The following is a 23567-nucleotide window of genomic DNA, read 5'->3' as shown; positions in this document are numbered from 1 at the left end:
ATCATGGACAACCTCTTCCGGCTCTCCGCCGACCTCTACCTCGACGTCACGGGCTTCGCCCACTCCACGCCGCACTGGTTCCAGCGCCTCGCCGAGGTGTGGACGGAGGCCGGGCTGCTGCTCTTCGGCGTGCTGTTCGTGGCCGGCTGGTGGCGGGCCAGGTCCGGGGCGAGCGGTGGGATGGCCCTGGCGCTGCTCGCCCCGCTCGCGACCGCCTTCGGATACGTGGTGAGCGAGGCGCTCAAGACCCTGGTGGACGAGGAGCGTCCGTGCCGGGCCGTCGCCGGCGCCCCCGCCGCGCTCGTGCCGTGCCCGCCGACCGGGGACTGGTCCTTCCCCAGCAACCACGCCGCCATCGCCGGCGCGGCGGCGGTCGCGCTCGCGCTGGCCTGGCGCGGGATGGTGTGGCTGACCGTGCCCATGGCGCTGCTCATGGCCTTCTCCCGGGTCTTCGTCGGCGTCCACTACCCGCACGACGTGACGGTCGGCCTGCTGCTCGGCGGAGCGCTCGCGTTCCTGGCCCTCACGGCGGCGACCCGGCCGGTCCGGGCCCTGGTGGACACCGCCCGGTCGACCCGCAACGGCGCCGTGGTGTGGTGCGCGGGGCGCGGACCGCGCCAGCACGCCTCCGCGCGCCCCGAGGGCGTGCGCCACGGCGCGCACTGAACGTGCCAGGATCGGAGGGCCATGACTTCCACCGATGCCTGCACCCCGATGCCCGACGCCCCCGCTCCGTCGCCGGCTCCGGCCCCCGCCGAGCTGCACGGGCCCGTCCTCGCCTGGTTCGACCGGCACGCCCGCGACCTGCCCTGGCGCCGCCCCGAGGCGGGTGCGTGGGGGGTGATGGTCAGCGAGTTCATGCTCCAGCAGACCCCGGTCGTCCGGGTCCTGCCGGTGTACGAGCAGTGGCTCGCGCGCTGGCCGAGGCCGGCCGATCTGGCGGCCGACGCGCCCGGCGACGCGGTGCGCGCCTGGGGCCGGCTCGGCTACCCGCGGCGCGCCCTGCGACTGCACGCGGCGGCCGTGGCCATAACGGAACGGCACGGCGGCGATGTGCCGAGGGACCACTCCGCGCTGCTGGCGCTGCCCGGGATCGGGGAGTACACGGCGGCGGCGGTGGCCTCGTTCGCCTACGGGCAGCGGCACCCGGTGCTCGACACCAACGTCCGCCGGGTGTTCGCGCGCGCGGCCACGGGCGTCCAGTACCCGCCGAACGCCACGACCGCCGCCGAGCGCCGGCTCGCGCGGGCGCTGCTGCCCGACGATGTCGCGACGGCGGCCCGCTGGGCGGCCGCCTCGATGGAGCTGGGCGCGCTGGTCTGCACGGCGAAGAACGAGGACTGCGGGCGCTGCCCGATCGCCCGGAGCTGTGCCTGGCGGCTGTCGGGGAAGCCGGCCCACGACGGCCCGCCGCGGCGGGGCCAGACGTACGCGGGCACGGACCGGCAGGTGCGCGGGCGGCTGCTCGCCGTGCTGCGTGAGGCGGTGGGGGCGGTGCCGCAGGCCGCTCTGGACGCGGCCTGGGACGAGCCGGTGCAGCGGGCCCGTGCCCTGGACGGCCTGGTCGCGGACGGTCTGGTGGAGCCGCTCGAGGACGGCATGTACCGCCTGCCGCAGTCCTGAGCCGCCCGGGGTGCTCGGTGGCTCGGTTGCCCGGTTGCTCGGTGGCTCGGTGACTTCCGGGCCGCCCGAGCCGCCCGATGCCCCGGGGTGCTCGGTGGCTCGGTTGCCCGGTGCCTTTGGGCCGCCCGAGCCGCCCGATGCCCCTGGGCCGCCTGAGGGCGATCTTGCCTCCTACCCACCCCGCGCCCCTGTTACACAACCGATGGACAGCCGTGCATCCGCCGACGGCTGCCCCGGACAGCCTCGTGACAACAGCTCCGTACCTTCGTCGACGTACCACAAACGGGCAGGTCACGGGGATCGGAGGCGGTTGAGGATGTCGCACGGCGAGGTGCTCGACTTCGAGGAGTACGTCCGCACTCGGCAGGACGCGTTGCTGCGCAGCGCGCGCCGCCTCGTCCCCGACCCGGTGGACGCGCAGGACCTGCTGCAGACGGCACTGGTACGGACGTACGGCCGCTGGGACGGCATAGCCGACAAGTCACTCGCCGACGCGTATCTGCGCCGGGTCATGATCAACACGCGCACCGAGTGGTGGCGGGCCCGCAAGCTCGACGAGGTCCCCACCGAGCAGCTGCCCGACGCGTCCGTCGACGACGCCACCGAGCAGCACGCCGACCGGGCCCTGCTGATGGACATCCTCAAGGTGCTCGCGCCGAAGCAGCGCAGCGTCGTCGTCCTGCGCCACTGGGAACAGATGAGCACGGAGGAGACCGCGGCCGCGCTCGGCATGTCGACGGGTACGGTGAAGTCCACGCTCCACCGCGCACTGGCCCGACTGCGTCAGGAACTGGAGAGCCGCGGCGTCGACGACGCCCGTGCTCTGGAGCGGTCGACCGTACGACGTGACGAACGGGGGCAGGACCGGTGCGCGGCCTAGGCGCCAGACACGACGGCGACGACGACGGGCCCAGCGGCCCGCGGCGGCGCACCCCGTCCCTCCAGGCGACGAGTACCACGGCACTGGCCGGGCTCGTCGCCGTCGGGCTGTCCCTGGCGGCCTGCTCCACCGGTGGTACGGGCTCCCGGGACGAGGGCGCCGCCCGCGCCGACGAGGCCGCCTCGGCCGCCCCGACCCCCTCCACCTCGGCCTCCTCCGGGCAGATGCCCGCCAAGCGGGTCGATCCGATCGCGCTGATCAAGGCGGACCCGAAGATCGGCGAGCGCCTCAAGTCCGATCTGAAGCCGTGTGTCGCGGACGCGTACCCGGTGGACACCTCCTACGGGAACCTCACGGGCTCGACCGCGCCCGACGTCGTGGTCAACGTGATGACCTGCGGGGACGCCGTCGGCATCGGCACGTACGTGTACCGCGAGGAGAACGGCGAGTACAAGAACGTCTTCATGGCCGAGGACGCCGCCGTCTACGCCACGATCGACCGGGGCGACCTGGTCGTGACCAAGCAGGTGTACGCGAAGGGCGACCCGGTGGCGTACCCCTCCGGCGAGGACGTGATCACGTACCGCTGGGCGGGCAGCAGGTTCAGCCAGCACGACTGGGTGCACAACGACTACAGCCGCGCGGTCGGCGACGGCGGCATCGACGGCCCGGCGCCGTCCGAGCCGCCGACCGGCAACTGACCTACGACCACCCAGCGACCGACCACACAGAAGCACCGCGGAACGGAAGGACGGGAAGGCGCACGATGGCCGAGACCCATGTGCTGTTCGTCGAGGACGACGACGTGATCCGTGAAGCCACCCAGCTCGCCCTGGAGCGGGACGGCTTCACGGTGACCGCCATGCCCGACGGGCTGTCCGGGCTCGAGGCGTTCCGGGCGGACCGGCCCGACATCGCGCTGCTCGACGTCATGCTGCCGGGCATGGACGGCGTCAGCCTCTGCCGCCGCATCCGTGACGAGTCGAGCGTGCCGGTGATCATGCTGTCCGCGCGCGCCGACTCCATCGACGTCGTCCTGGGCCTGGAGGCCGGGGCCGACGACTACGTGACCAAGCCCTTCGAGGGGTCCGTGCTCGTGGCCCGCATCCGGGCCGTGCTGCGCCGTTTCGGGCACGCCGGTGGACCGGCCGCGGGTGACGGGGGCCGTGCGGACGCGCCCGAGGGCGGGCTGCTGGTCTTCGGGGACCTGGAGGTCGACACCGAGGGCATGGAGGTGCGCAAGGGGGGTGCGCCTGTCGGGCTGACGCCGACGGAGATGCGCCTGCTGCTGGAGTTCTCGTCGGCGCCGGGCACGGTCCTGTCGCGGGACAAGCTCCTGGAGCGGGTCTGGGACTACGGCTGGGGTGGCGACACCCGCGTGGTGGACGTCCATGTCCAGCGGCTGCGCACCAAGATCGGCCAGGACCGGATCGAGACGGTCCGCGGCTTCGGCTACAAGCTCAAGGGCTAGGTCGTGGTCGTGAAGTCCCGCTCGGGCCGCGCCGCCCCGCCCGCACGCGCGGCACACCGGTGAAGCCGCTCGCCCTGCGTACGGGGGTCCGCTGGAAGATCGCCGTGGCCATCGCGGCCGTGGGCGCGCTCATCGCGGTGACCCTCAGCCTCGTGGTCCACAACTCGGCGCGGGTGTCGATGCTCGACAACGCGCGCGAGGTGCAGATGGAGCGGCTCCTCTTCGCGCAGCGGATGTACGAGGGCTCCAAGCCGAAGGAGCCCCGCTTCGGCACGAAGATCAACGATCCGATGCTGCCGCCGCAGCTGGACCAGCTCATGCGGGACAAGCGGCGCGGGACGTACGTGCAGGAGCACAGCGGCGGGGGTCCGCCCGACGTCTGGGCTGCCGTGCCGCTGGCCAACGGCGACGTGCTGTCGCTGCACATCCCGTTCGCCGACCGCAGCACGGCGATCATGAAGGACCTGGACCGGGCCCTGGTCATCGGCTCGGTGTCGGTGGTGTTCGGCGGCTGCGCGCTCGGTGTGCTCATCGGTGGCCAGCTGTCGCGCCGGCTGCGCAAGGCCGCGGCGGCGGCCGGCCGGGTCGCGCAGGGCAACACGGACGTACGGGTACGGGACGCGATCGGCGGAGTCGTACGCGACGAGACGGACGAGCTGGCCCGCGCGGTGGACGCCCTGACCGACGCCCTTCAGGAACGGATCGAGGCCGAGCGCCGGGTCACCGCCGACATCGCGCACGAGCTGCGCACCCCGGTGACCGGCCTGCTCACGGCGGCGGAGCTGCTGCCGCCCGGGCGCCCGACGGAGCTCGTACGGGACCGGGCGCAGGCCATGCGGACACTGGTCGAGGACGTCCTGGAGGTCGCCCGGCTCGACAGCGCCTCGGAGCGGGCCGAGCTCCAGGAGATCGCGCTCGGGGAGTTCGTGGAGCGCCGGGTGCGGGCGCTCGACCCGCGGGCGGTCGTGCACGTCGTCCACGAGTCGTGGGTCAACACCGACCCGCGCCGCCTGGAGCGCATCCTGGGCAACCTCCTCGCGAACGCGGCCAAGCACGGCAAGCCGACGGTCGAGGTCACGGTCGAGGGCCGGGTGGTACGGGTCCGGGACCACGGTCCCGGTTTCCCCGAGGCGCTGCTGCGCGAGGGCCCGAGCCGTTTCCGCACCGGCGCGAGCGACCGCGCGGGCCAGGGCCACGGGCTCGGGCTGACGATCGCGGCGGGACAGGCCCGGGTGCTCGGCGCCCGGCTGACCTTCCGCAACGCGGCGCCCGAGGGCACCCCGGAGGGGGCTGGCGGGGCAATCGCGGTGCTCTGGCTCCCGGACCACGCTCCGACGAACACGGGCAGCTTCCCGATGATCAAGTTCACGGACTGAGGCGCGGACTGCGGACGAGGCCGAGGGCGCGGACCGAGGGCGCGGACCGAGGGCGCGGACCGAGGGCGCGTACGGAACGCGCGAAGGCCCCCGGCGGACGGTCGCCGGGGGCCTTCTCACGTACGACGGACGGTCAGACCGTTTCGGCGACCTTCGGCTCATCCTCCGAGGCCCGCGGCTTCTGCGCCGGACCGGCGCCGCGCAGTGCCACCTCCTTGACCAGGAAGGCGAGGACGAAGCCGATGACCGCCACCGCCGAGCCGACCAGGAAGGCGGAGTGGATGCCGGCGGAGACCGCGTACTGGTACGCCTCGCGCAGCGCGGCCGGCAGCTTCGCCAGGGAGGCCGCGTCGAGCTGGGCGGACTGCTGGGTCAGGTCCGAGCCGCCGTGCGCCGCCATCTCGTCCTGGACGCGGCTCGTGAAGAGCGCGCCCATGATCGCGACACCGAAGGAGGAGCCGAGGGTGCGGAAGAGGGTGGTCGCGGAGGACGCGACGCCCATGTCCTTCATCTCGACGCTGTTCTGCGCGACGAGCATGGTGATCTGCATCAGGAAGCCCATGCCGGCGCCGAGCACCGCCATGTAGATCCCGGAGGTGAGGCGGGAGGTGCCGGTGTCCATCTGCGCGAGCAGGAACAGGCCGATCACCATCAGCGCCGTACCGATGATCGGGAACATCTTGTACTTGCCGCTGTTGGTGGTGATCCGGCCGGAGATCAGCGAGACGACCATCATCGCGAGCAGCATCGGCAGGAGCAGCAGGCCGGAGTTGGTGGCCGACGCGCCCTGCACGGACTGCTGGTAGAGCGGCAGGAAGAGGACTGCGCCGAACATCACGAAGCCGGTGAGGAAGCCGATCACCGACATGAGGGTGAAGTTGCGGCTGCGGAAGATGTGCAGCGGGACGACCGGGTCGGCGGCGCGGGTCTCGGCCCAGAGGAAGGCGGCGAGCGCGGCGGCGCCGGTGACCGAGAGGCCGACGATCGTCGAGGAGCCCCAGGCGTACTCCGTACCGCCCCAGGTGGTGACCAGGACGATCGCGGTGATGCCGACGGTCAGCAGCGCCGCGCCGAGGAAGTCGATGCGGATGGAGCGGTCGCGCTGCTTCTTGGGCAGGTGGAGCACGGCGGTGACCATCGCGAGGGCGACGGCGCCGAGGGGCAGGTTGATGTAGAAGGACCAGCGCCAGCCCCAGTGGTCGGTGATGGTGCCGCCGACCAGCGGTCCGCCGATCATGGCGAGGGCCATGACGCCGGCCATCATGCCCTGGTACTTGCCGCGCTCGCGGGGCGGGATCAGGTCGCCGATGATCGCCATGACCCCGACCATCAGGCCGCCGGCGCCGAGGCCCTGGATCGTGCGGAAGCCGATGAGCTGACCCATGTCCTGGGCCATACCGCTGAGCGCGGAGCCGATCACGAAGATCACGATCGCGGTCAGGAAGACGCCCTTGCGCCCGTACATGTCGCCGAGTTTGCCCCAGATGGGGGTCGAGGCGGCGGTGGCAAGCGTGTACGCGGTGACGACCCAGGAGAGGTGCTCCAGGCCGCCGAGTTCGCCGACGATCGTCGGCATGGCGGTGCCGATGATCATGTTGTCGAGCATCGCGAGCAGCATCGCGATCATCAGGGCGAGAAGGACGACGCGCACGCTGCGCGGCCGCGGCTCCCCTGCCCCCTCCTCGGACGTCTTCACTGGTTCGGTCGTCGCCATGTTCCGCTCCCCACCATTCCCGCCACACTCCCCGGGCACTTACTTGCCGCCCGGCTAGTTACTACACTGGGGGACGGTAGACCCGTAACTAGCCGGTCGTCAAGCAAGTAAGAGTGTGTGGGAGCGGACCATGGCCAGAGGCAACACCCGGCAGCGCATCCAGGACGTGGCCCTCGAACTCTTCGCGCAGCAGGGCTACGAGAAGACCTCGCTGCGTGAGATCGCCGAGCACCTCGATGTCACCAAGGCCGCGCTGTACTACCACTTCAAGACCAAGGAAGACATCATCATCGGCATCTTCCAGGACCTCACCCGGCCCGTGGACGAGCTGATCGCATGGGCGCGGGAGCAGCCGCGCACGCTGGAGGTCAGGGAGGAGATCCTGCGCCGCTACCAGGAGTCCCTGATCGGCGCGGCCCCGCTGTTCCGCTTCATGCAGGAGAACCAGGCGGCCGTCCGCGAGCTGAGCATCGGCCTGACCTTCAAGGAGCGGATGCTCGAACTGAGCAACCTGATCCAGGAGCCGGAGTTCGCCGTGATCGACCGGGTCCGCTGCGTGAGCGCGATCTTCACCCTGCACGCGGGGATGTTCTTCATGGACAACGTCGAGGGCGACCCCGAGGAGAAGCGTGAAGCCGTCCTCGAGATCGCCCTCGAACTGATCACCCAGGCGCACAGCGCGCGGTGAGGCGTTCCCCGGGTCAGATGGTGACGCCGACGGAACGCAGGAACGCGGCCGGGTTCAGCGAGGAGCCGTAGTTCGGGGTCGTACGGATCTCGAAGTGCAGGTGCGGGCCGGAGGAGTTGCCGGTATTGCCCGACGCGGCGATCTTCTGGCCGGCGGCGACCTTCTGGCCGAGGTGCACGTTGATCTTCGACAGGTGCGCGTACTGCGAGTACTTGCCGTTGGCGTGCTTGACGACGATGGCGTTGCCGTACGCGGGGCCGTCGCCGCCGCCGTTCGGGCCGGCCTTCACGACGGTGCCGGCACCGGCGGCCTTGACCGGGGTGCCGACCGGGACGGCGAAGTCCTGGCCGGAGTGCTTGCTGGCCCACATGGCGCCGCCCTGGTTGTAGCTGGCGGTCAGGGTGTAGGAGCCGACCGGCTTGACCCAGGCGGGGTTCTTCTTGGCGGCCACGGGGGCGGCCTTCTTGACGGCGGCCTTCTTGGCCGCGGCCTGCTTCGCGGCCGCCTGCTTGGCCGCTGCCGCCTTGACGGCCTTGGCGGCCTTGGCGGCCGCCTGGGCCTGGGCATCGGCCTGCGCGGCGACGGCAGCGGACGCACCGGTCGCGGCAGTGGTCGCGATGGTGGCCTTGCCCTCGGCGGCGAAGGCGGACCCTGCTCCGGCCACCAGCGACGCTCCCAGACCCGCGGTGGCGAGAGCGACGGCGGTGATACGGGCGGCGGGGTTCATGACGCGCTTCGACATACGGGGGAAAACCTCCGGGACAGAACGGGACCCGACGCGAGCGGCGCGCCGGGCTTGCTGTTGCTGTTCCTTGGTAACCCGGACCCCCAGTCGGGGTAAAACACCCCATCTACGACATCACGTCGTAGCGATCTCCTCGGATGTTCAGGTCTTGACGACCCCTGAAACCCCTCCCGGAAATCGGACAAAGCGGCACAAGAGAAGCGGTTTATCCGCACGTCGGACCTGTCCTGATACGGCGGAGGGCCCGCCTCTCGCACGGTTCGCGCCCCTTGAGGACCAAAGTCCCGACCACCCGGCCCGGAACGTCCCGAATCGACACCAAACGACAGCACTATTCCGGCTAGTACCGCCCAAAACGCCTGTGCGCCTTGTCACGGCGGGCTGCTCCCGAATGCGATCTGGGTCACGCGACCGGCACCCCTGGAAGGGCGTCCCCGACTACGGTGGGCGTTACACGATCTTGCTCAGCGGACGTTCGGGGGACGTACGTGGAACCAGCGCTCATCGGCACCCGCCTCGCGTCGGCGGCGATCGGCCCGCTCCTGCGGAAACTCCTGGTCACGGACGGCCCCGGCGCCGGTCTCACCGGCTCCCGCAAGCCCGTCCGGCTCTCCCGGCTCGTCTCCTTCCGCGGCGAGCAGCGGACCCTGACGGACAAGGACGTCCGCAAGCTCGCCGCCACCCTGGTCGAGCGCGCGCGCACGGGCCCGGGCGAGCCCCCGTTCCCCGCCGACGAGGCCGAGGCGCTCACCGACACCCTGGCCACCACGCTCCTCGCCCTCGGCGACCTCGACATGGACGACGTCCAGGCGGTCCGCCTCGGTCACCGCGAACTCGCCCGCCACCTGCGGGCCGCCGCCCCGGCGCCCGACGGCCTGTCGACGGACTCGGCCCACTTCCTCGACTCCCTCGTCGAGTGGGCCTGCCTGCACATCCTGGACTTCTTCACGCAGCGCTCCACGTTCGTGGCCCGCACGCTGGTCGAGCAGACCCGTGGCCAGGCGGAGCTGATCGCCAAGGTCGACGAGCTGATCCGCCGCTCGCCACGGCCGGACGGGCGGGACGCGGAGTTCGAGCGCCGCTACCGGGCGTACGTGACGAGGAAGCACGGCAGCCTCACGATCTACGGAGTGGACCTGCGGGACGCGCCGGAGAAGTGGCCGCTGGACGTGGCGTACCTGTCGCTGGAGGCGACGGAGACGGGGGCGGGGGCGGACGCGTGGTCCGGGGCGGGGAGCGGGCTCGGGAGCCGGATCGCCGGACCGAACGAGGAGGTGGACGGGCTCCACCGTTCCCTCCGCGAGGCGGTCTCGGCCGCCGCGGCCTCCCTGGACGAGGCCACGGGCACCGGCGCCGGCTCCGCCTCCCCGGCGGCGCGTCAGAAGCCGACGAAGACGCTGGAGACGCTGGAGCCGACGCCGACGGCCGAGCAGCGGGAGCTGATGAGGCAGCTGCTGACCATGTCGGCCGAGCAGCGCGACACCCTCCGCGCCGCCACCGGCCGCTTGCTGCGCGCCGTCGCGAGCGGACGCGCCGATCAGGTCCTCGCCCGGCAGGACAAGGCGTTGCTACGCGGTCCGGCCGGCTCCGGCAAGACGACCCTCGTACAGTGGCTGGCCGTCTCGGCCGCACGCGAGGACCTCGCGGACGACATGGCGTACCTCCGTGACCGGATCCCCTTCGTCCTCCCCCTCCGCGCCCTCACCCGCCACGGCGAGCGGCTCCCCGCCCCCGACCGCTTCCTCTCCGCCGTCGGCTGCCCGCTCTCCCCGCCGGAGGGCTGGGCCGACCGGGTCCTGGCCGCCGGGCGCGGGCTGATCCTCGTCGACGGCATCGACGAGATCCCCGAGGCCGAGCGCGACCGCGCCCGCCGCTGGCTGCGCGACCTCCTCGACTCCTACGACGGCAACCGCTGGCTCGTCACCTCCCGCCCCACCGCCGTGCGCGACGACTGGCTGACCTCCGACGGCTTCGCCGAGCTCGCCCTCTCCCCCATGTCCTCCGCCGAGGTCACCACCTTCGTCCGCCGTTGGCACCGGGCGGCCGGGCCGGAGGCGGCCCCGTACGAGCAGCCGCTCCTCGACGCCCTGCGCACGACGGCGGACGTCGCCCAGCTCGCGACCAACCCCCTGATGTGCGGCCTGATCTGCGCCCTGCACCGCGACAGGCGCGGCTTCCTGCCGCGCGGTCGCAAGGCGCTGTACGAGGCGGCCCTGTCGATGCTCCTCTCGCGCAGGGACCGCGAGCGGGACATGGGCACGCCGTACGGGATCGAACTCGGCGAAGCCGCCCAGATCCAGCTCGTCCAGCGTCTCGCGTACTGGCTGACGCTCAACGGGCGCACCCAGATGGACCGTTCGCACGCCGAGTCCGTCGTACGGTCGGCCGTGCCGGCGATCACGGAGGCGGCGGCGTACGACCCGGGGGCGGTCTTCACCCACCTGCTCCACCGCAGCGGCCTGCTGCGCGAACCGACCGCCGACACGGTCGACTTCGTCCACCGCACCTTCCAGGACTACCTCGCGGCGAAGGCTCTGGTGGACCAGTGGGACATCGGCGTCCTCGTCCGGCACGCGGCGGACGACCAGTGGGAGGACGTCATCCGCATGGCCGTCGGGCACGCCCGCCCACGCGAATGCGCCGAGATCTTCGACGAGTTGCTGCGCGCCGTCGACGCGGCGAAGGACCGCCGTACCCGGCTGCGGATCCTGGTGGTCGCCGCGACGGCGCTGGACCACGCCACGGAGGTGGCACCGGAGATCCGGGAGCGGATTCTGGCACGGACGGCGGCGGTGATCCCGCCGTCCGGACCGGAGGAGGCGCGGGAGTTGGCGTCGGTGGGGCGGGCGGTCCTGGACCTGCTGCCGGGCCCGGAGGGCCTGGACGGCGAAACCGCGCTGTCCGTGGTGATCACGGCGACCCACATCACGGACGACGCCACGCTGCCGTACCTCGCGCGGTTCGTGGACCATCCGGACCTCGGCGTCCGGTCCCAACTGATGTGGGGCTGGTCCAGGTTCGCGACGGCTCCCTACGCGGAGGAGATCATCGCCCGGCTCGACACGGAGTCCCTGGACTTCACGGTCGTCTCCGACGAGCAGGCCGCCGAGATCGTGCGCCTCGGACTGCGCCCCGAGGGCTTCGACCTGCGCCCGGGCGTCACCATCGGCGGCGTGGACCTGCTGCGCGAAGGGATCGGCAGGGCGCGGAGACTGCGGCTCCCGGGGTCTCTCGTCCAGGTCCTGGGATCCCTTCCCCCCGAGAACGAGCTGCGGACTCTCTCGCTCGTCGACCGCCCCGAGGGAGGGCTTGCCTTTCTCCGCCGCCTGACCCGTCTCGGTGGGCTCGCACTCCCCGACATCTCGTCGATGACGGAGGCGGACTGGTGTGCGGTGGCCGCCCTGGGAGGGCTCTCGTACCTCTCGCTGCCCGCCGAGGTCCTGGGAGATGTTCCGGACTCGGTGCGACTGCCCCGGGCGGAGACGCTGTACGTGCACTGCGGAGGCGCGCCGGCACCTCTGGACGTCATCGCCCGGGCCTTCCCGTCCCTGCGTCAGCTGCACATCGTGGGCGGCCCCGAAGGGCAGGTCCACGACCTCACGCCGCTGGCGTCTCTGGCCGGACTCGCCCTCGTCCTCGGCTTCGGCGGCCGGTTCCTCGGCACCGAGAACCTCTCCCCCACCGTCCAAGTCCACACATGAGCTGACCGCGCCCGGCCTCCCCCGGTACGTTCCCGATCATGACCGACATCGAACTCGCCGACGCCATCGAATCCGTACGCGACCAACTCGTCGAGGCCGCCACCCGCGCCACCGGGAAGGCCGTCGCCTTCGAAATGGGCGACATAGAGATGGAGTTCACCATCGAGCTCCGCAAGGAGGTGAAGGGCGGCACGAAGGTCAAAGCATGGGTCGTCGAGGCCGGCGCCGACGCCTCCCGTACCCGGGGCGAGACCCATCGCGTCTCCTTCACCCTCAAGCCGCGCAACCCCGCCACGAACGGGCCCTGGTTCGTCGGCAACGAGGACGCCGGTGACACCTCCGACTTCGGCGACGGGCCGACGCGTTGACGGCCCACGCCCCGAGCCCCTCCGTACGGCTCCCCGTCGTCGTCCACTCCGAGCAGCACGGACGGCAGGGCAGCGGTGTCCTGCTCACCGAGGACACCGTCCTCACCTGCGCCCATGTGCTGCTGACCGCCTACACGGCCTGGGTGTCCGTGCCCGGCCGCGCCGAGCGGACCCTCTGCCAGGTGATCTGGTCGGACCAACGGCTCGACGCCGCGCTGCTCCAGGCCCCGGAGAGCCTGGTCCCTCCTCGCGGCAACCCGTACCGGGCGAAGATCAGCCTGCTCGCCACCGACCGGCCGCTGCCCGGCTGCGAGATCCTCGGCTACCCCCGCGTCCAGCGGTACGACGAGGGCCGCAAGCTGGAGATCGACCAGTACCGGGGCACGCTGCTCCCCCTGGCCGGCCTCGTCCGCCGCACGATGGTCGTCGAGCTCGATGCGCCACCGGCCGTCGAACCCGCCGACGGGAGCTCGCCCCTCGCCGGGCTGTCGGGAGGGCCCGTCGTCGCCGACGACGGGCTGCTCGGCATCGTCAGGGAGGTCCCGCGGGGGCGCGGCCACCGGCGGGTGGAGTGCGTGCCCATGAGCGCCATCGCCGCGAACGGCGAGTTCCTCGTCGCCTTCACCCAGGCCACCGGCCGCGGCTTTTCCTCGCTCACCGCCCTCACCCGGCACAGCTCGACCGACTCGGCGTACGAGCAGGAGTACGGGGAGGCCGTCGGCGCCGCCTACCGGCGGACCAAGGTCTTCGGACTCGACGAACTCGGCCGGCGCGGCGCCTCCTGGGACCTGGACACCGCCTACCTCACCCTGGAGGCCACCTCCAGGGACTCGGAGGCCGCCGCCTCCGTCCCCCGGCGCATCGACGAACTGCTCGCCTCCCGGCCGCGCGTCCTCCTCCGGGGCGACGCCGGCGCCGGAAAGACCACCCTGGTCTGGTGGCTGGCGGCCCACGCGGCGGCCGGAACCCTCGGGCCGCAGCTCGCCGAGCTGAACGGCCTCGTGCCGTTCGTCGTCCCGCTGCGGACGCTCCGCGCCCGCGGCTCCGGCTTTCCCTCCCCCGCCGAGCTCCCCGGCGTGGCCGGTCTGATGGTCGATCCGGCGCCCGACGGCTGGGCGGGCCGCGTCCTGTCCGACGGCCGGGCGCTGATCCTCGTCGACGGTCTCGACGAAGTGCCCGCGCGGGACCGGGAGGCCGCCCACGCCTGGCTCTCGGGGCTCCTCGCCCGCTTCCCCCGTACGCGCTGTGTGGCGACCGTGCGGCCGCTGGCCGTGGAGCCGGAGTGGCTGACCGACGAGGGCTTCGAGGAACTGGCCCTGCTCCCCATGCGGGACCAGGACATCCAGTCCTTCGTCGCCGCCTGGCACGACGCCGCGCGGCTGGAGGGCGACGCGGAGCACCTGAGCGCACTGGAACGGGACCTCGCCCAGCAGTTCCGGCACAACCCCGCCCTGTCCGACCTCGCCCGCACCCCGCTGCTGTGCGCGGTCATCTGCGCGCTCCACCGGTTACGGGAGGGGTTCCTGCCCGAGACACGCTGGGCACTGTACGAGTCGGCCCTGCGACTGCTCCTCGGCACCCGCGACGACCGGCGCCGGATCGACGCCCCCGACGGCATCCGGATGTCCGTGGAGGAGCACCAGCAGCTGCTCCAGTGGCTGGCCGCCTGGCTGGTCCGGGGCGGTCAGACGGAGTTCACCCGGCAGCAGGCGCTGCATCAGCTGAACCGCGCGCTGTCGGGGATGCCGCGGGTCCAGGCCCAGGGGACGCCCCAGGAGATCCTCACCCACCTCCTCAACCGCAGCGGTTTGCTCCAGGAGCGGACGGACGACGTCTTCCAGTTCGCGCACCGCACGTTCCAGGATTTTCTGGCCGCGAAGGAGTTCGTCGAGGACGACCTCGTACCGGAGCTGTTGCGCCACGCGCGGGAGCAGCAGTGGCACGACGTGCTGCTGCTCGCGGCCGGCCACTGCTCACGGCGCGAGCTCCCCGTCCTGGTGGAGGGCCTGCTCGCGGCGGGCTCGGGGTGCCGGGACCGGGACCTGAAGACGACGCTGTACGTCCTGGCGGCCCTGTGCGCGCAGCACGCGGCCTGGTTGGCGGAACCGCTGCACCACCGGGTCACCAAGGCGGTGAAGTCCGTACTGCCTCCCCGCAGCCCCGGCCAGCTGACCCAGCTGGCGCGCCTCGGCGCCTCCGTGCTGCCCCACCTGCCGGGGCGGGACCCGAAGAACCTCCCGAACATGACGCTCCCCCTCATCTGCGAGATCGGCGGCGCCGCGGCCATCCCGTACGCCCGTGTCTACGCGGAGGAGGCTCACGCCCTCCAGCTGACCTTGAACTGGTCGCGTTTCCCCGCGGAGGAGTACGCACGCGAGATCCTGGCCCGTATCCCGCTGGACGGCATGGCGCTCTTCGTCAGGAACCGGGACCAGCTGGCCCAGTTGCCCCTGCTGCGGCACGCTCCCGATCTGATCCTGCAGGGCGACTACACCCCGGCCGAGATGGCGGCCCGGCTCGACGGGCACCCGCTGCGCGGGCTCACGATCGCCGACAACGGGCACGTGGTGGATCTCTCCGTGCTCACACCCTTCTCGGCCGTGCTCGATTCGCTGGCGCTGCAGCGGTGCGCGCGGCTGGCGGATCTGACACACCTCGGAGAGCTGAGCCGGGTGCGCACGCTGTTGATCGACACGGTGACGCTGGGCCCCGCCGACCTGGAGGTCATCGCCAAGCTGCCCCGCCTGCGGCGGCTGACGCTGCGCGCGCCCGTCCTCGAGGGGGCCGGCCTGGATGTGGCGCCGCTGCACGCGGTCACCGGCCTGGAGGTGAAGATCGAAGGTCTCGCCAAGCGGAACGTCCTCGGCCGCGCTCCCTTCGGCGACCGCCTCACCGTCGAACCGTGATCGTGGATCCGGGGCGGGGGCCCGGGGCGGGGGTCCATGCCGTGGTTCCGTGACGTGGTTCCGTGACGGAAAAGGGGCGGCCCCGGACTCTTCCGAGTCCGGGGCCGCCCCTGTCACGCGATCGGGCGCTTACGCGTCCTTCGAGAGGTTCGGGCCCGCTCCGCCCGTCGCCTGCTCGATCGGCGGGACGTCGGGCAGCGCCGACTTCTCCTCGCCGCGGAAGGTGAACTTCTTCTCCTCACCCTCGCCCTCGGTGTCCACGACCACGATGTGACCGGGGCGCAGCTCGCCGAAGAGGATCTTCTCGGAGAGCGAGTCCTCGATCTCGCGCTGGATCGTCCGGCGCAGCGGCCGGGCGCCCATCACGGGGTCGTAACCCTTCTTGGCGAGCAGCTCCTTCGCGGACTGGGAGAGCTCGATGCCCATGTCCCGGTCCTTGAGGCGCTCGTCCACCCGGCTGATCATCAGGTCGACGATCTGCAGGATGTCGTCCTGGGTGAGCTGCGGGAAGACGATGATGTCGTCCACACGGTTCAGGAACTCAGGGCGGAAGTGCTGCTTCAGCTCGTCGCTGACCTTCGCCTTCATCCGCTCGTAGTTGGACTTCGTGTCGCCCTGAGCGGCGAAGCCCAGGTTGAAGCCCTTCGAGATGTCCCGGGTCCCGAGGTTGGTCGTCATGATGATGACCGTGTTCTTGAAGTCCACGACCCGGCCCTGGGAGTCGGTCAGCCGACCGTCCTCCAGGATCTGGAGAAGGGAATTGAAGATATCGGGGTGGGCCTTCTCGACCTCGTCGAAGAGGACGACGGAGAACGGCTTGCGGCGCACCTTCTCGGTGAGCTGACCGCCCTCTTCGTAACCCACGTATCCGGGGGGAGAACCGAAGAGACGGGAAACCGTGTGCTTCTCGCTGAACTCCGACATGTCGAGGGAGATCATCGCGTCCTCGTCGCCGAAGAGGAATTCGGCGAGCGCCTTGGACAGCTCGGTCTTACCGACACCGGACGGACCGGCGAAGATGAACGAGCCACCGGGACGCTTCGGGTCCTTCAGACCGGCGCGCGTACGACGGATCGCCCGCGAGAGGCCGATGACCGCGTCCTTCTGGCCGATGACGCGCTTGTGGAGCTCGTCCTCCATGCGCAGCAGGCGGCTCGACTCCTCCTCGGTCAGCTTGAAGACCGGGATGCCGGTGGCGGTCGCGAGGACCTCGGCGATCAGCTCGCCGTCGACCTCGGCGACGACGTCCATGTCGCCGGCCTTCCACTCCTTCTCCCGCTTGGCCTTCGCCGCCAGCAGCTGCTTCTCCTTGTCGCGGAGAGACGCCGCCTTCTCGAAGTCCTGGGAGTCGATCGCGGACTCCTTGTCCCGGCGGACGCCGGCGATCTTCTCGTCGAACTCGCGGAGGTCCGGCGGCGCGGTCATCCGGCGGATGCGCATCCGGGAGCCGGCCTCGTCGATCAGGTCGATCGCCTTGTCCGGAAGGAAGCGGTCCGAGATGTACCGGTCGGCCAGGGTCGCGGCCTGGACGAGGGCCTCGTCCGTGATGGAGACCCGGTGGTGGGCCTCGTACCGGTCGCGCAGGCCCTTGAGGATCTCGATCGTGTGCGGCAGCGACGGCTCCGCGACCTGGATGGGCTGGAAGCGGCGCTCGAGGGCCGCGTCCTTCTCCAGGTACTTGCGGTACTCGTCCAGCGTGGTCGCACCGATGGTCTGGAGCTCACCACGGGCCAGCATCGGCTTGAGGATGCTGGCGGCGTCGATCGCGCCCTCGGCGGCGCCCGCACCCACGAGGGTGTGGAGCTCGTCGATGAACAGGATGATGTCGCCGCGGGTGCGGATCTCCTTGAGGACCTTCTTCAGGCGCTCCTCGAAGTCACCGCGGTAGCGGGAGCCGGCGACCAGCGCGCCGAGGTCCAGGGTGTAGAGGTGCTTGTCCTTGAGGGTCTCGGGCACCTCGCCCTTGACGATGGCCTGCGCCAGGCCCTCGACGACGGCGGTCTTGCCGACGCCGGGCTCGCCGATGAGAACCGGGTTGTTCTTCGTACGGCGGGACAGCACCTGCATGACCCGCTCGATCTCCTTCTCGCGCCCGATGACCGGGTCGAGCTTGGATTCGCGGGCCGCCTGGGTGAGGTTGCGGCCGAACTGGTCGAGGACCAGGGACGTCGAGGGAGTGCCCTCGGCAGGACCGCCGGCCGTGGCGGCTTCCTTGCCCTGGTAGCCGGAGAGCAGCTGGATGACCTGCTGCCGCACCCGGTTGAGATCGGCGCCCAGCTTCACGAGGACCTGGGCGGCGACGCCCTCGCCCTCGCGGATCAGGCCGAGCAGGATGTGCTCGGTGCCGATGTAGTTGTGGCCGAGCTGGAGGGCCTCGCGGAGCGACAGCTCCAGGACCTTCTTGGCACGCGGGGTGAAGGGGATGTGCCCGGACGGGGCCTGCTGCCCCTGCCCGATGATCTCCTCAACCTGCTGGCGGACCGCCTCGAGCGAAATCCCGAGGCTCTCCAGGGCCTTAGCGGCGACACCCTCACCCTCGTGGATAAGGCCCAGGAGGATGTGCTCGGTGCCGATGTAGTTGTGGTTGAGCATCCGGGCTTCTTCCTGAGCCAGGACGACAACCCGCCGCGCGCGGTCGGTGAACCTCTCGAACATCGTTAATCGCTCCTCAGAGCGGTCAGTCAGTTAGGGGTCGATCCCCTCCCTGTCCTTCCGCAGCTTAGTCCCGCAAGCGGGGACCGCTCATTCCAACTGCCGACATCCGTCCGGATCACCCCCGTATCTACGGGGAGACCTGCTGCCGAACAGCCGACAAATGCTCCAACCCGATGGTGCGAGACGATGTTCCCGCAGGCCAAGCAGTTACCCGCGCCATCTGTACGCCGATGGCGAACGTGAGACGCCAAAGCCCGCGGAGTCGCCCCTCCTCACTAGGAATGTCTTACCCGTAAGCACTGACACTCCATGCGGCACACCCCGGTTCCCTCCGCTACGGGCGAACATCCTTGCGCTCTCGAATGCACCCGTACGCCCCCATCATGGACACTCAGCGCATCGGATCGCGGACGCAGGGTCATCACGGGCGTAACCAACGCGCCGCCGCGGGAGTTCCCCGGACATGGCCCTCACCGTCCCGCTCCCCCGTTCGCCGATCGACGGCGACCTCGTGCGGTGGTACGAGCGCGAGCTCGGCTGGGCGGTCGTGGACGGCCCGCCGGCGCAGCTCGTCACGGGGATGCGCTTCGACGTCCTGGAGCTGCCCGCCCCCGCCGGGCGGGCGGTACTGCGCAGGGTGGGCGCCGCCACCGGGCCGGTGGCTCTCATGGGCCGCAGAATGCGCCTGCTGGTGGCCCCGGGAAGCGCGGAGGAGCTGCCGGGGCTGCTCGACTGGCTGGATTGGGGCGGGATCTCACTGGATCTCGTCGCGCTGGGCGCGGGCGGCCGGATGACCGCCCCCATTCCCCCAGGACGGAGCGGTTCCGGCGCGCCGGGCGCCGCGGTGTGGCTGCGTGCCCCCGAGCCCGGCCCGGCAGGGGAGGACTCGCTGCCCGCTCTGCGGGCCGCCGCGCGGGGCGATGCGGGCGCCCCCTGTCTCGTACGGCTCGTGGCCGCCGCCGCCGCGGAGTGCCACCGGGCGCGGCTGCTGAGTGCCCGCCCTCACGGATCGGCGCCTCAGCAGCGGACGCCTCAGCGGTTCGCGTCCTCGTAGGCCGCCTTGATCTCCGCGGGGACACGGCCGCGGTCGTTCACGTTGTAACCGTTCTCCTTGGCCCACGCGCGGATCTTCGCGGTGTCCGGGCTGCCACCGGCGGCGACGCGGCCCTTGCCACGCGTACCGGCGCTGCGGCCACCGGTGCGCCGACCGCTCTTGGTGTACGGCTCGAGCAGGCCACGGAGCTTGTCCGCGTTGGCGGTGGTGAGGTCGATCTCGTAGGTCTTGCCGTCCAGCGCGAACGTCACGGTCTCGTCCGCCTCGACACCGTCGAGGTCATCGACAAGAAGGACCTGAACCTTCTGTGCCACCGGATTTCCTTTCATCGAAAATGCAGTACGCGGAAAGGAAACCGCTTTTCCCGGAAAAACACAAACCCCTGGCAGAGGTTCAGAAGCCCGGCAACGCGGGAAACGTGCGCGATTCGGACATAGGGTTCCGGGGCGCTCGCCCCGATCACAGATGCAGAAGCATCCGGCTGTTGCCCAAGGTGTTCGGCTTCACTCGTTCGAGACCCAGGAACTCGGCGACACCCTCGTCATAGGAACGCAGGAGCTCACTGTAGACATCTCCGTCGACGGGAGTCTCACCGATCTCGACGAAGCCGTGCTTCGCGAAGAAGTCGACTTCGAAGGTCAGGCAGAATACCCGGCGCACCCCGAGCCATCGGGCGGTGTGCAACAACTTGTCGAGCACGTGATGTCCGACGCCCGCGCCCTTGAACTCCGGATCGACCGCGAGAGTACGCACTTCCGCGAGGTCTTCCCACATCACGTGGAGTGCGCCGCAGCCGACCACGACCGCGTCCTCGTCGCGTTCGGCGACCCAGAACTCCTGGATGTCCTCGTAAAGGGTGACCGTCGCTTTGTCGAGCAGGATGCCCCGGGTGACGTACGGGTCGACGAGCCGGCGCACGGCGGCGACGTCACTGGTGCGGGCACGGCGAACGGTCACGGCTTTTGAACCGGTGGAGGACGACGACATGAGGGGACGTTATCGCCCCGGACCCGCGGTCCCGCCGTCGCCCTCGCCGCTGGTCGTCCCGGCGCTCTCCGCGGGCGGGGCCGGGTCCTCGGGGATGTTGTGCCCGGCGATACGGAGGGCGTCGCTGAGGGCCTCGCGCTGCTCGCTCGACATCATGCCGAAGAAGGCGACGAGGGCGGCGGCGGGGTTGTCGCTCTGGGACCAGGCTTCGTTCATCAGTGCGGCCGAGTAGGCGGCGCGGGTGGAGACCGCCGTATATCGATAGGCGCGGCCGTCGACTTCCCTTCGCACCCAGCCCTTCTGGTGGAGATTGTCCATTACCGTCATGACGGTGGTGTAGGCGATGGACCGTTCCTGCTGGAGATCTTCCAGGACTTCCCGGACGGTCACGGGTCGGTTCCATTGCCAGACGCGTGTCATGACGGCGTCTTCGAGCTCTCCCAATTGACGGGGCACATGGCCCACCATAGTCCGCCAACCGGTAACGGATGGTTATTGACGGAGGAAACGCAACAAAAAGGACGTACGACATGAAAACTGTCGTACGTCCTCGGTGCGGGCCGGGGACTCGGCCCAGGGGTCGGGGTGGGACTAGGAGACGCCGCCGTCCGTCTGGCGGGTGGCCTCGGCGCGGGCGAGGGCGGCGTCCACGGCCGCATCCTCCTTGGCCTTGTTGGGGCCGCCCTGGCTCTTCACGATCGTGACGACGAGGCAGATGAAGAACGTGGCCATCACGACCGGGGGCAGGAGCGCGGATACGTAGTCCATGCCGACCAGAGTAGCTATCCGGCGACGCGTTCCTCGGGCGGGGGCGGTGGTACGGGGCGTCGGCGCGGCGGGAACACCTCGGAGGGCTTGGGCGCCGGCCGCTTGGACGGGACGGGTGGCTTCGGGGCGCCCGGCTTGGGTTCGTCGGCGGCGCAGCGGCCGCCGGGGAGGGCGAGCAGCCGGGTGCGGGGCGCGGGCGTGACGGCCCCGGTGGCGCGGGCGAGGCGGGCCCGCACGGAGCGTTCGGCGAGCACCTGGCAGCGTTCCAGGAGGGCGGCCGCCCGAGGGTTGGCGCGCAGGGCGCGCAGGGCGGCGAGATCGTCGGCCGCGGGGTCGTAGCCGGCGGCGAGGGCGTCCTGGAGGAACTCCAGATAGCCGGGGAGCGAACCCGGCAGCGCCTCGCGGTAGCGGGCCAGGTCGGCGAGGAGGAAGGCGCGCAGCCGGCCGGCCTCGCGGACGGCGTCGTCCACGGATTCGGCGAGGCGCAGGCAGTCCTGGACGTCCTCGTCCGGAAGGGGGGCAGGGTTGAGGGCGGTGGCAAGGGCGCGTCGGAGCACACGCAGCTCGTCCGCACTGAACGCCATGCCGCCGCGGGATCCGTATGGCGTGGGCATGAGGTGACAATACGCGCTAATCGGACAAATTTCGTTTACCGATCATCCGGCGCGTTGCCCTCGGGCGGGCGGCGCATCGGGCGGGGCGGTCGGCCCGGGACCCCGCGGGGGCCTGGGCGCGGTCCCCCGAAACGGCGGCCGGCGGCGCGGGGCCGAGCGGCTTCGCCCCGGGCGGCCCCGGCCCCCCGGGGCTACATGCGGGAGACGTTGCGTTCGTACACCAGGCGCAGGCCGATCAGTGTCAGCCAGGGCTCGTGTTCGTCGATCTCGGTGGATTCGCCGAGGACCATCGGGGCGAGGCCGCCCGTCGCGATCACCGTCACCGTGGAGGGGTCGCCGTCCCGGCCGACCAGTTCGCGCTTCATGCGCGCCACCACGCCGTCGACCTGGCCCGCGAAGCCGAAGACGATGCCCGACTGCATCGCCTCGACCGTGTTCTTGCCGATCACACTGCGCGGCCTCGCCAGCTCGATCTTGCGGAGCTGGGCGCCGCGGACGCCCAGCGCCTCGACCGAGATCTCGATGCCGGGCGCGATCGCCCCGCCCGCGTACTCTCCGCGCGCGCTGATCGCGTCGTACGTCGTCGCCGTACCGAAGTCGACCACGATCGCCGGGCCGCCGTAGAGGTCGACCGCCGCGACCGCGTTGATGATGCGGTCCGCGCCGACCTCCTTGGGGTTGTCGGTGAGGATCGGCACGCCCGTCTTGACGCCCGGCTCGACCAGGACCGCCGGGACGTCGCCGTAGTACCGCCGGGTCACCTCGCGCAGCTCGTGCAGGACCGAGGGCACGGTCGCGCAGATCGCGATCCCCTCGATGCCGTCGCTCAGCTCCACGCCCAGCAGCGGATGCATGCCCATCAGGCCCTGGAGCAGGACCGCCATCTCGTCGGCGGTACGACGCGGGTCGGTCGAGATGCGCCAGTGCTCGACGATCTCCTCGCCGTCGAAGAGACCGAGAACCGTGTGCGTGTTGCCGACGTCGATGGTGAGCAGCATCAGGCCCGCACCTCGCGCAGATCGAGGCCGATGTCGAGGATCGGGGAGGAGTGGGTGAGCCCGCCCACCGCCAGGTAGTCCACGCCGGTCGCCGCGTACGCCGCCGCGTTCTCCAGCGTGAGACGGCCGGAGGACTCCAGGACCGCGCGCCCGGCGACCAGGGCGACGGCCTCCTCGGTCTCCATGGGGGTGAAGTTGTCGAGCAGGATGAGGTCGGCGCCCGCGTCGAGCACCTCGCGGACCTGGCGCAGCGTGTCGACCTCGACCTCGATCGGGACGTCCGGGAACAGCTCCCGTACGGCCTTGAACGCCTGCGCGACCCCGCCGGCCGCCACCACGTGGTTGTCCTTGACCAGCGCCGCGTCCGACAGCGACATGCGGTGGTTGACGCCGCCGCCGCAGCGCACCGCGTACTTCTCCAGCGCCCGCAGGCCCGGCGTGGTCTTGCGGGTGTCCCGGACCCGGGCCTTGGTGCCCTCCAGCGCGTCGGCCCACGCGCGCGTGGCGGTGGCGATGCCGGAGAGGCGGCACAGGATGTTCAGCGCGCTGCGCTCGCCGGTGAGCAGGTCGCGGGTGCGGGTCGTGACGGAGAGCAGCTTCTGGCCGGCCTCGACGCGCTCGCCGTCCTCCGCGTGCCGCTCGACCTCGAAGGTCTCCGTGCAGACGATGGACAGGACCGCTTCGGCGACGCGCAGACCGGCGACGACCCCGGCCTCGCGGGCGGTGAAGTCGGCCGTGGCGACCGCGTCCTCGGGAACGGTCGCGACGGTCGTCACGTCCACGCCGCCGTCGAGGTCCTCCTCGATGGCCAGGTGGGCGATGTCCTCCACCTGGACCGGGTCCAGCCCGGCGTCGGCGAGCAGCTGGGCGAGCGCGGGGTCGAGGCCGCACTCGTACACCTCGTCGCCCTCGGCGCAGCCGCAGCCGTCACCGCAGCCGCCGGCGCTCTCGGCGGGCGTGCTGATCTGGATCAGGGGTACGTCCACGGGCTGGGGACGGCGTTCCTCTGGCGTGCTCAC

The 23567-nt window shown here is 71.3% G+C and carries 21 protein-coding genes; 11 read left to right on the top strand and 10 right to left on the bottom strand.

The window, feature by feature from the left end; translation table 11 throughout:
- Nucleotides 1-3 precede the first annotated feature (3 nt).
- The 6 genes from ACZ4VW_RS13945 to cseC all read left to right on the top strand — a co-directional run bounded on the left by ACZ4VW_RS13945 (nt 4) and on the right by cseC (nt 5350).
- Complete coding sequence (locus ACZ4VW_RS13945; protein WP_467961812.1) at nt 4-666, top strand: phosphatase PAP2 family protein; 663 nt, start codon at nt 4-6, stop codon at nt 664-666.
- Between the two features lie 21 nt (nt 667-687).
- The gene (locus ACZ4VW_RS13940) at nt 688-1623 is read left to right on the top strand and encodes an HhH-GPD family protein (RefSeq protein ID WP_467961810.1); all 936 of its coding nucleotides are present in this window, start codon (nt 688-690) and stop codon (nt 1621-1623) included.
- 316 nt (nt 1624-1939) lie between these two features.
- On the top strand, nt 1940-2503 hold the full coding sequence (locus ACZ4VW_RS13935) for a SigE family RNA polymerase sigma factor (RefSeq protein ID WP_361855712.1): 564 nt from the start codon (nt 1940-1942) through the stop codon (nt 2501-2503).
- A complete protein-coding gene (locus tag ACZ4VW_RS13930; RefSeq protein WP_467961808.1) occupies nt 2491-3204 on the top strand; it encodes a hypothetical protein in 714 nt (237 codons plus the stop codon). Before ACZ4VW_RS13935 ends, ACZ4VW_RS13930 begins: the two co-directional genes overlap by 13 nt.
- Before the next feature lie 65 nt (nt 3205-3269).
- The gene (gene cseB / locus ACZ4VW_RS13925) at nt 3270-3974 is read left to right on the top strand and encodes a two-component system response regulator CseB (RefSeq protein ID WP_467961806.1); all 705 of its coding nucleotides are present in this window, start codon (nt 3270-3272) and stop codon (nt 3972-3974) included.
- Nucleotides 3863-5350 carry a two-component system sensor histidine kinase CseC gene (gene cseC, locus ACZ4VW_RS13920; protein ID WP_467961904.1) on the top strand — a complete coding sequence of 496 codons (1488 nt, stop codon included), beginning with the start codon at nt 3863-3865 and terminating at the stop codon, nt 5348-5350. The genes cseB and cseC overlap by 112 nt, the downstream gene beginning before the upstream one ends.
- Nucleotides 5351-5483: 133 nt before the next feature.
- On the opposite strand, the gene ACZ4VW_RS13915 is transcribed toward cseC, so the two are convergent.
- Nucleotides 5484-7064 carry an MDR family MFS transporter gene (locus ACZ4VW_RS13915; protein WP_467961804.1) on the bottom strand — a complete coding sequence of 527 codons (1581 nt, stop codon included), beginning with the start codon at nt 7062-7064 and terminating at the stop codon, nt 5484-5486.
- A 130-nt stretch (nt 7065-7194) separates the two neighbouring features.
- On the opposite strand from ACZ4VW_RS13915, the gene ACZ4VW_RS13910 reads away from it, so the two are divergent.
- Nucleotides 7195-7752: a TetR/AcrR family transcriptional regulator gene (locus tag ACZ4VW_RS13910; RefSeq protein WP_467961802.1), complete on the top strand. Its 558-nt coding sequence runs from the start codon at nt 7195-7197 to the stop codon at nt 7750-7752.
- A gap of 13 nt (nt 7753-7765) precedes the next feature.
- Here the strand turns inward: ACZ4VW_RS13910 and ACZ4VW_RS13905 are convergent, their stop codons facing one another.
- Nucleotides 7766-8494, bottom strand: coding sequence for a M23 family metallopeptidase (locus ACZ4VW_RS13905; protein ID WP_467961800.1), 729 nt, complete (start codon nt 8492-8494; stop codon nt 7766-7768).
- Nucleotides 8495-8985: 491 nt separating this feature from the next.
- Here ACZ4VW_RS13905 and ACZ4VW_RS13900 point away from each other — a divergent pair, with 491 nt between their 5' ends.
- Genes ACZ4VW_RS13900 through ACZ4VW_RS13890 form a run of 3 tightly spaced genes read left to right on the top strand, consistent with a single transcriptional unit; the run spans nt 8986 to nt 15472 of the window.
- Nucleotides 8986-12198, top strand: a complete 3213-nt coding sequence (locus ACZ4VW_RS13900) for an NACHT domain-containing protein (protein WP_467961798.1) — start codon at nt 8986-8988, stop codon at nt 12196-12198.
- A 38-nt stretch (nt 12199-12236) separates the two neighbouring features.
- The gene (locus ACZ4VW_RS13895; RefSeq protein WP_467961796.1) at nt 12237-12566 is read left to right on the top strand and encodes a trypco2 family protein; all 330 of its coding nucleotides are present in this window, start codon (nt 12237-12239) and stop codon (nt 12564-12566) included.
- The gene (locus tag ACZ4VW_RS13890; RefSeq protein ID WP_467961794.1) at nt 12563-15472 is read left to right on the top strand and encodes an NACHT domain-containing protein; all 2910 of its coding nucleotides are present in this window, start codon (nt 12563-12565) and stop codon (nt 15470-15472) included. Before ACZ4VW_RS13895 ends, ACZ4VW_RS13890 begins: the two co-directional genes overlap by 4 nt.
- A gap of 129 nt (nt 15473-15601) precedes the next feature.
- Here ACZ4VW_RS13890 and ACZ4VW_RS13885 read toward each other — a convergent pair whose 3' ends face one another.
- A complete protein-coding gene (locus ACZ4VW_RS13885; protein ID WP_467961793.1) occupies nt 15602-18127 on the bottom strand; it encodes an ATP-dependent Clp protease ATP-binding subunit in 2526 nt (841 codons plus the stop codon).
- Between the two features lie 463 nt (nt 18128-18590).
- Here ACZ4VW_RS13885 and ACZ4VW_RS13880 point away from each other — a divergent pair, with 463 nt between their 5' ends.
- On the top strand, nt 18591-19181 hold the full coding sequence (locus ACZ4VW_RS13880; RefSeq protein WP_467961791.1) for an SCO3374 family protein: 591 nt from the start codon (nt 18591-18593) through the stop codon (nt 19179-19181).
- Here ACZ4VW_RS13880 and ACZ4VW_RS13875 read toward each other — a convergent pair.
- The 7 genes from ACZ4VW_RS13875 to nadC form a co-directional block, all read right to left on the bottom strand.
- Nucleotides 19160-19495: a histone-like nucleoid-structuring protein Lsr2 gene (locus ACZ4VW_RS13875; protein WP_147979058.1), complete on the bottom strand. Its 336-nt coding sequence runs from the start codon at nt 19493-19495 to the stop codon at nt 19160-19162. The two genes, ACZ4VW_RS13880 and ACZ4VW_RS13875, sit on opposite strands and share 22 nt — an antisense overlap.
- Before the next feature lie 145 nt (nt 19496-19640).
- Entirely contained in the window at nt 19641-20168 is a 528-nt protein-coding gene (locus ACZ4VW_RS13870) for an amino-acid N-acetyltransferase (protein WP_467961789.1), read from the bottom strand.
- Between the two features lie 9 nt (nt 20169-20177).
- The gene (locus ACZ4VW_RS13865) at nt 20178-20624 is read right to left on the bottom strand and encodes a BlaI/MecI/CopY family transcriptional regulator (protein ID WP_467961787.1); all 447 of its coding nucleotides are present in this window, start codon (nt 20622-20624) and stop codon (nt 20178-20180) included.
- A gap of 135 nt (nt 20625-20759) precedes the next feature.
- Nucleotides 20760-20936, bottom strand: coding sequence for a hypothetical protein (locus ACZ4VW_RS13860; protein ID WP_467961785.1), 177 nt, complete (start codon nt 20934-20936; stop codon nt 20760-20762).
- A 14-nt stretch (nt 20937-20950) separates the two neighbouring features.
- On the bottom strand, nt 20951-21520 hold the full coding sequence (locus ACZ4VW_RS13855; RefSeq protein ID WP_467961902.1) for a hypothetical protein: 570 nt from the start codon (nt 21518-21520) through the stop codon (nt 20951-20953).
- Between the two features lie 221 nt (nt 21521-21741).
- Entirely contained in the window at nt 21742-22548 is an 807-nt protein-coding gene (locus tag ACZ4VW_RS13850) for a type III pantothenate kinase (RefSeq protein ID WP_355113080.1), read from the bottom strand.
- The gene (nadC, locus tag ACZ4VW_RS13845) at nt 22548-23567 is read right to left on the bottom strand and encodes a carboxylating nicotinate-nucleotide diphosphorylase (RefSeq protein WP_467961783.1); all 1020 of its coding nucleotides are present in this window, start codon (nt 23565-23567) and stop codon (nt 22548-22550) included. The genes ACZ4VW_RS13850 and nadC overlap by 1 nt, the downstream gene beginning before the upstream one ends.

Source organism: Streptomyces sp. NPDC029139, from assembly GCF_055564335.1.
Note: the sequence above shows the minus strand (reverse complement) of the source record. Positions and strands in the feature narration are given on the sequence as shown.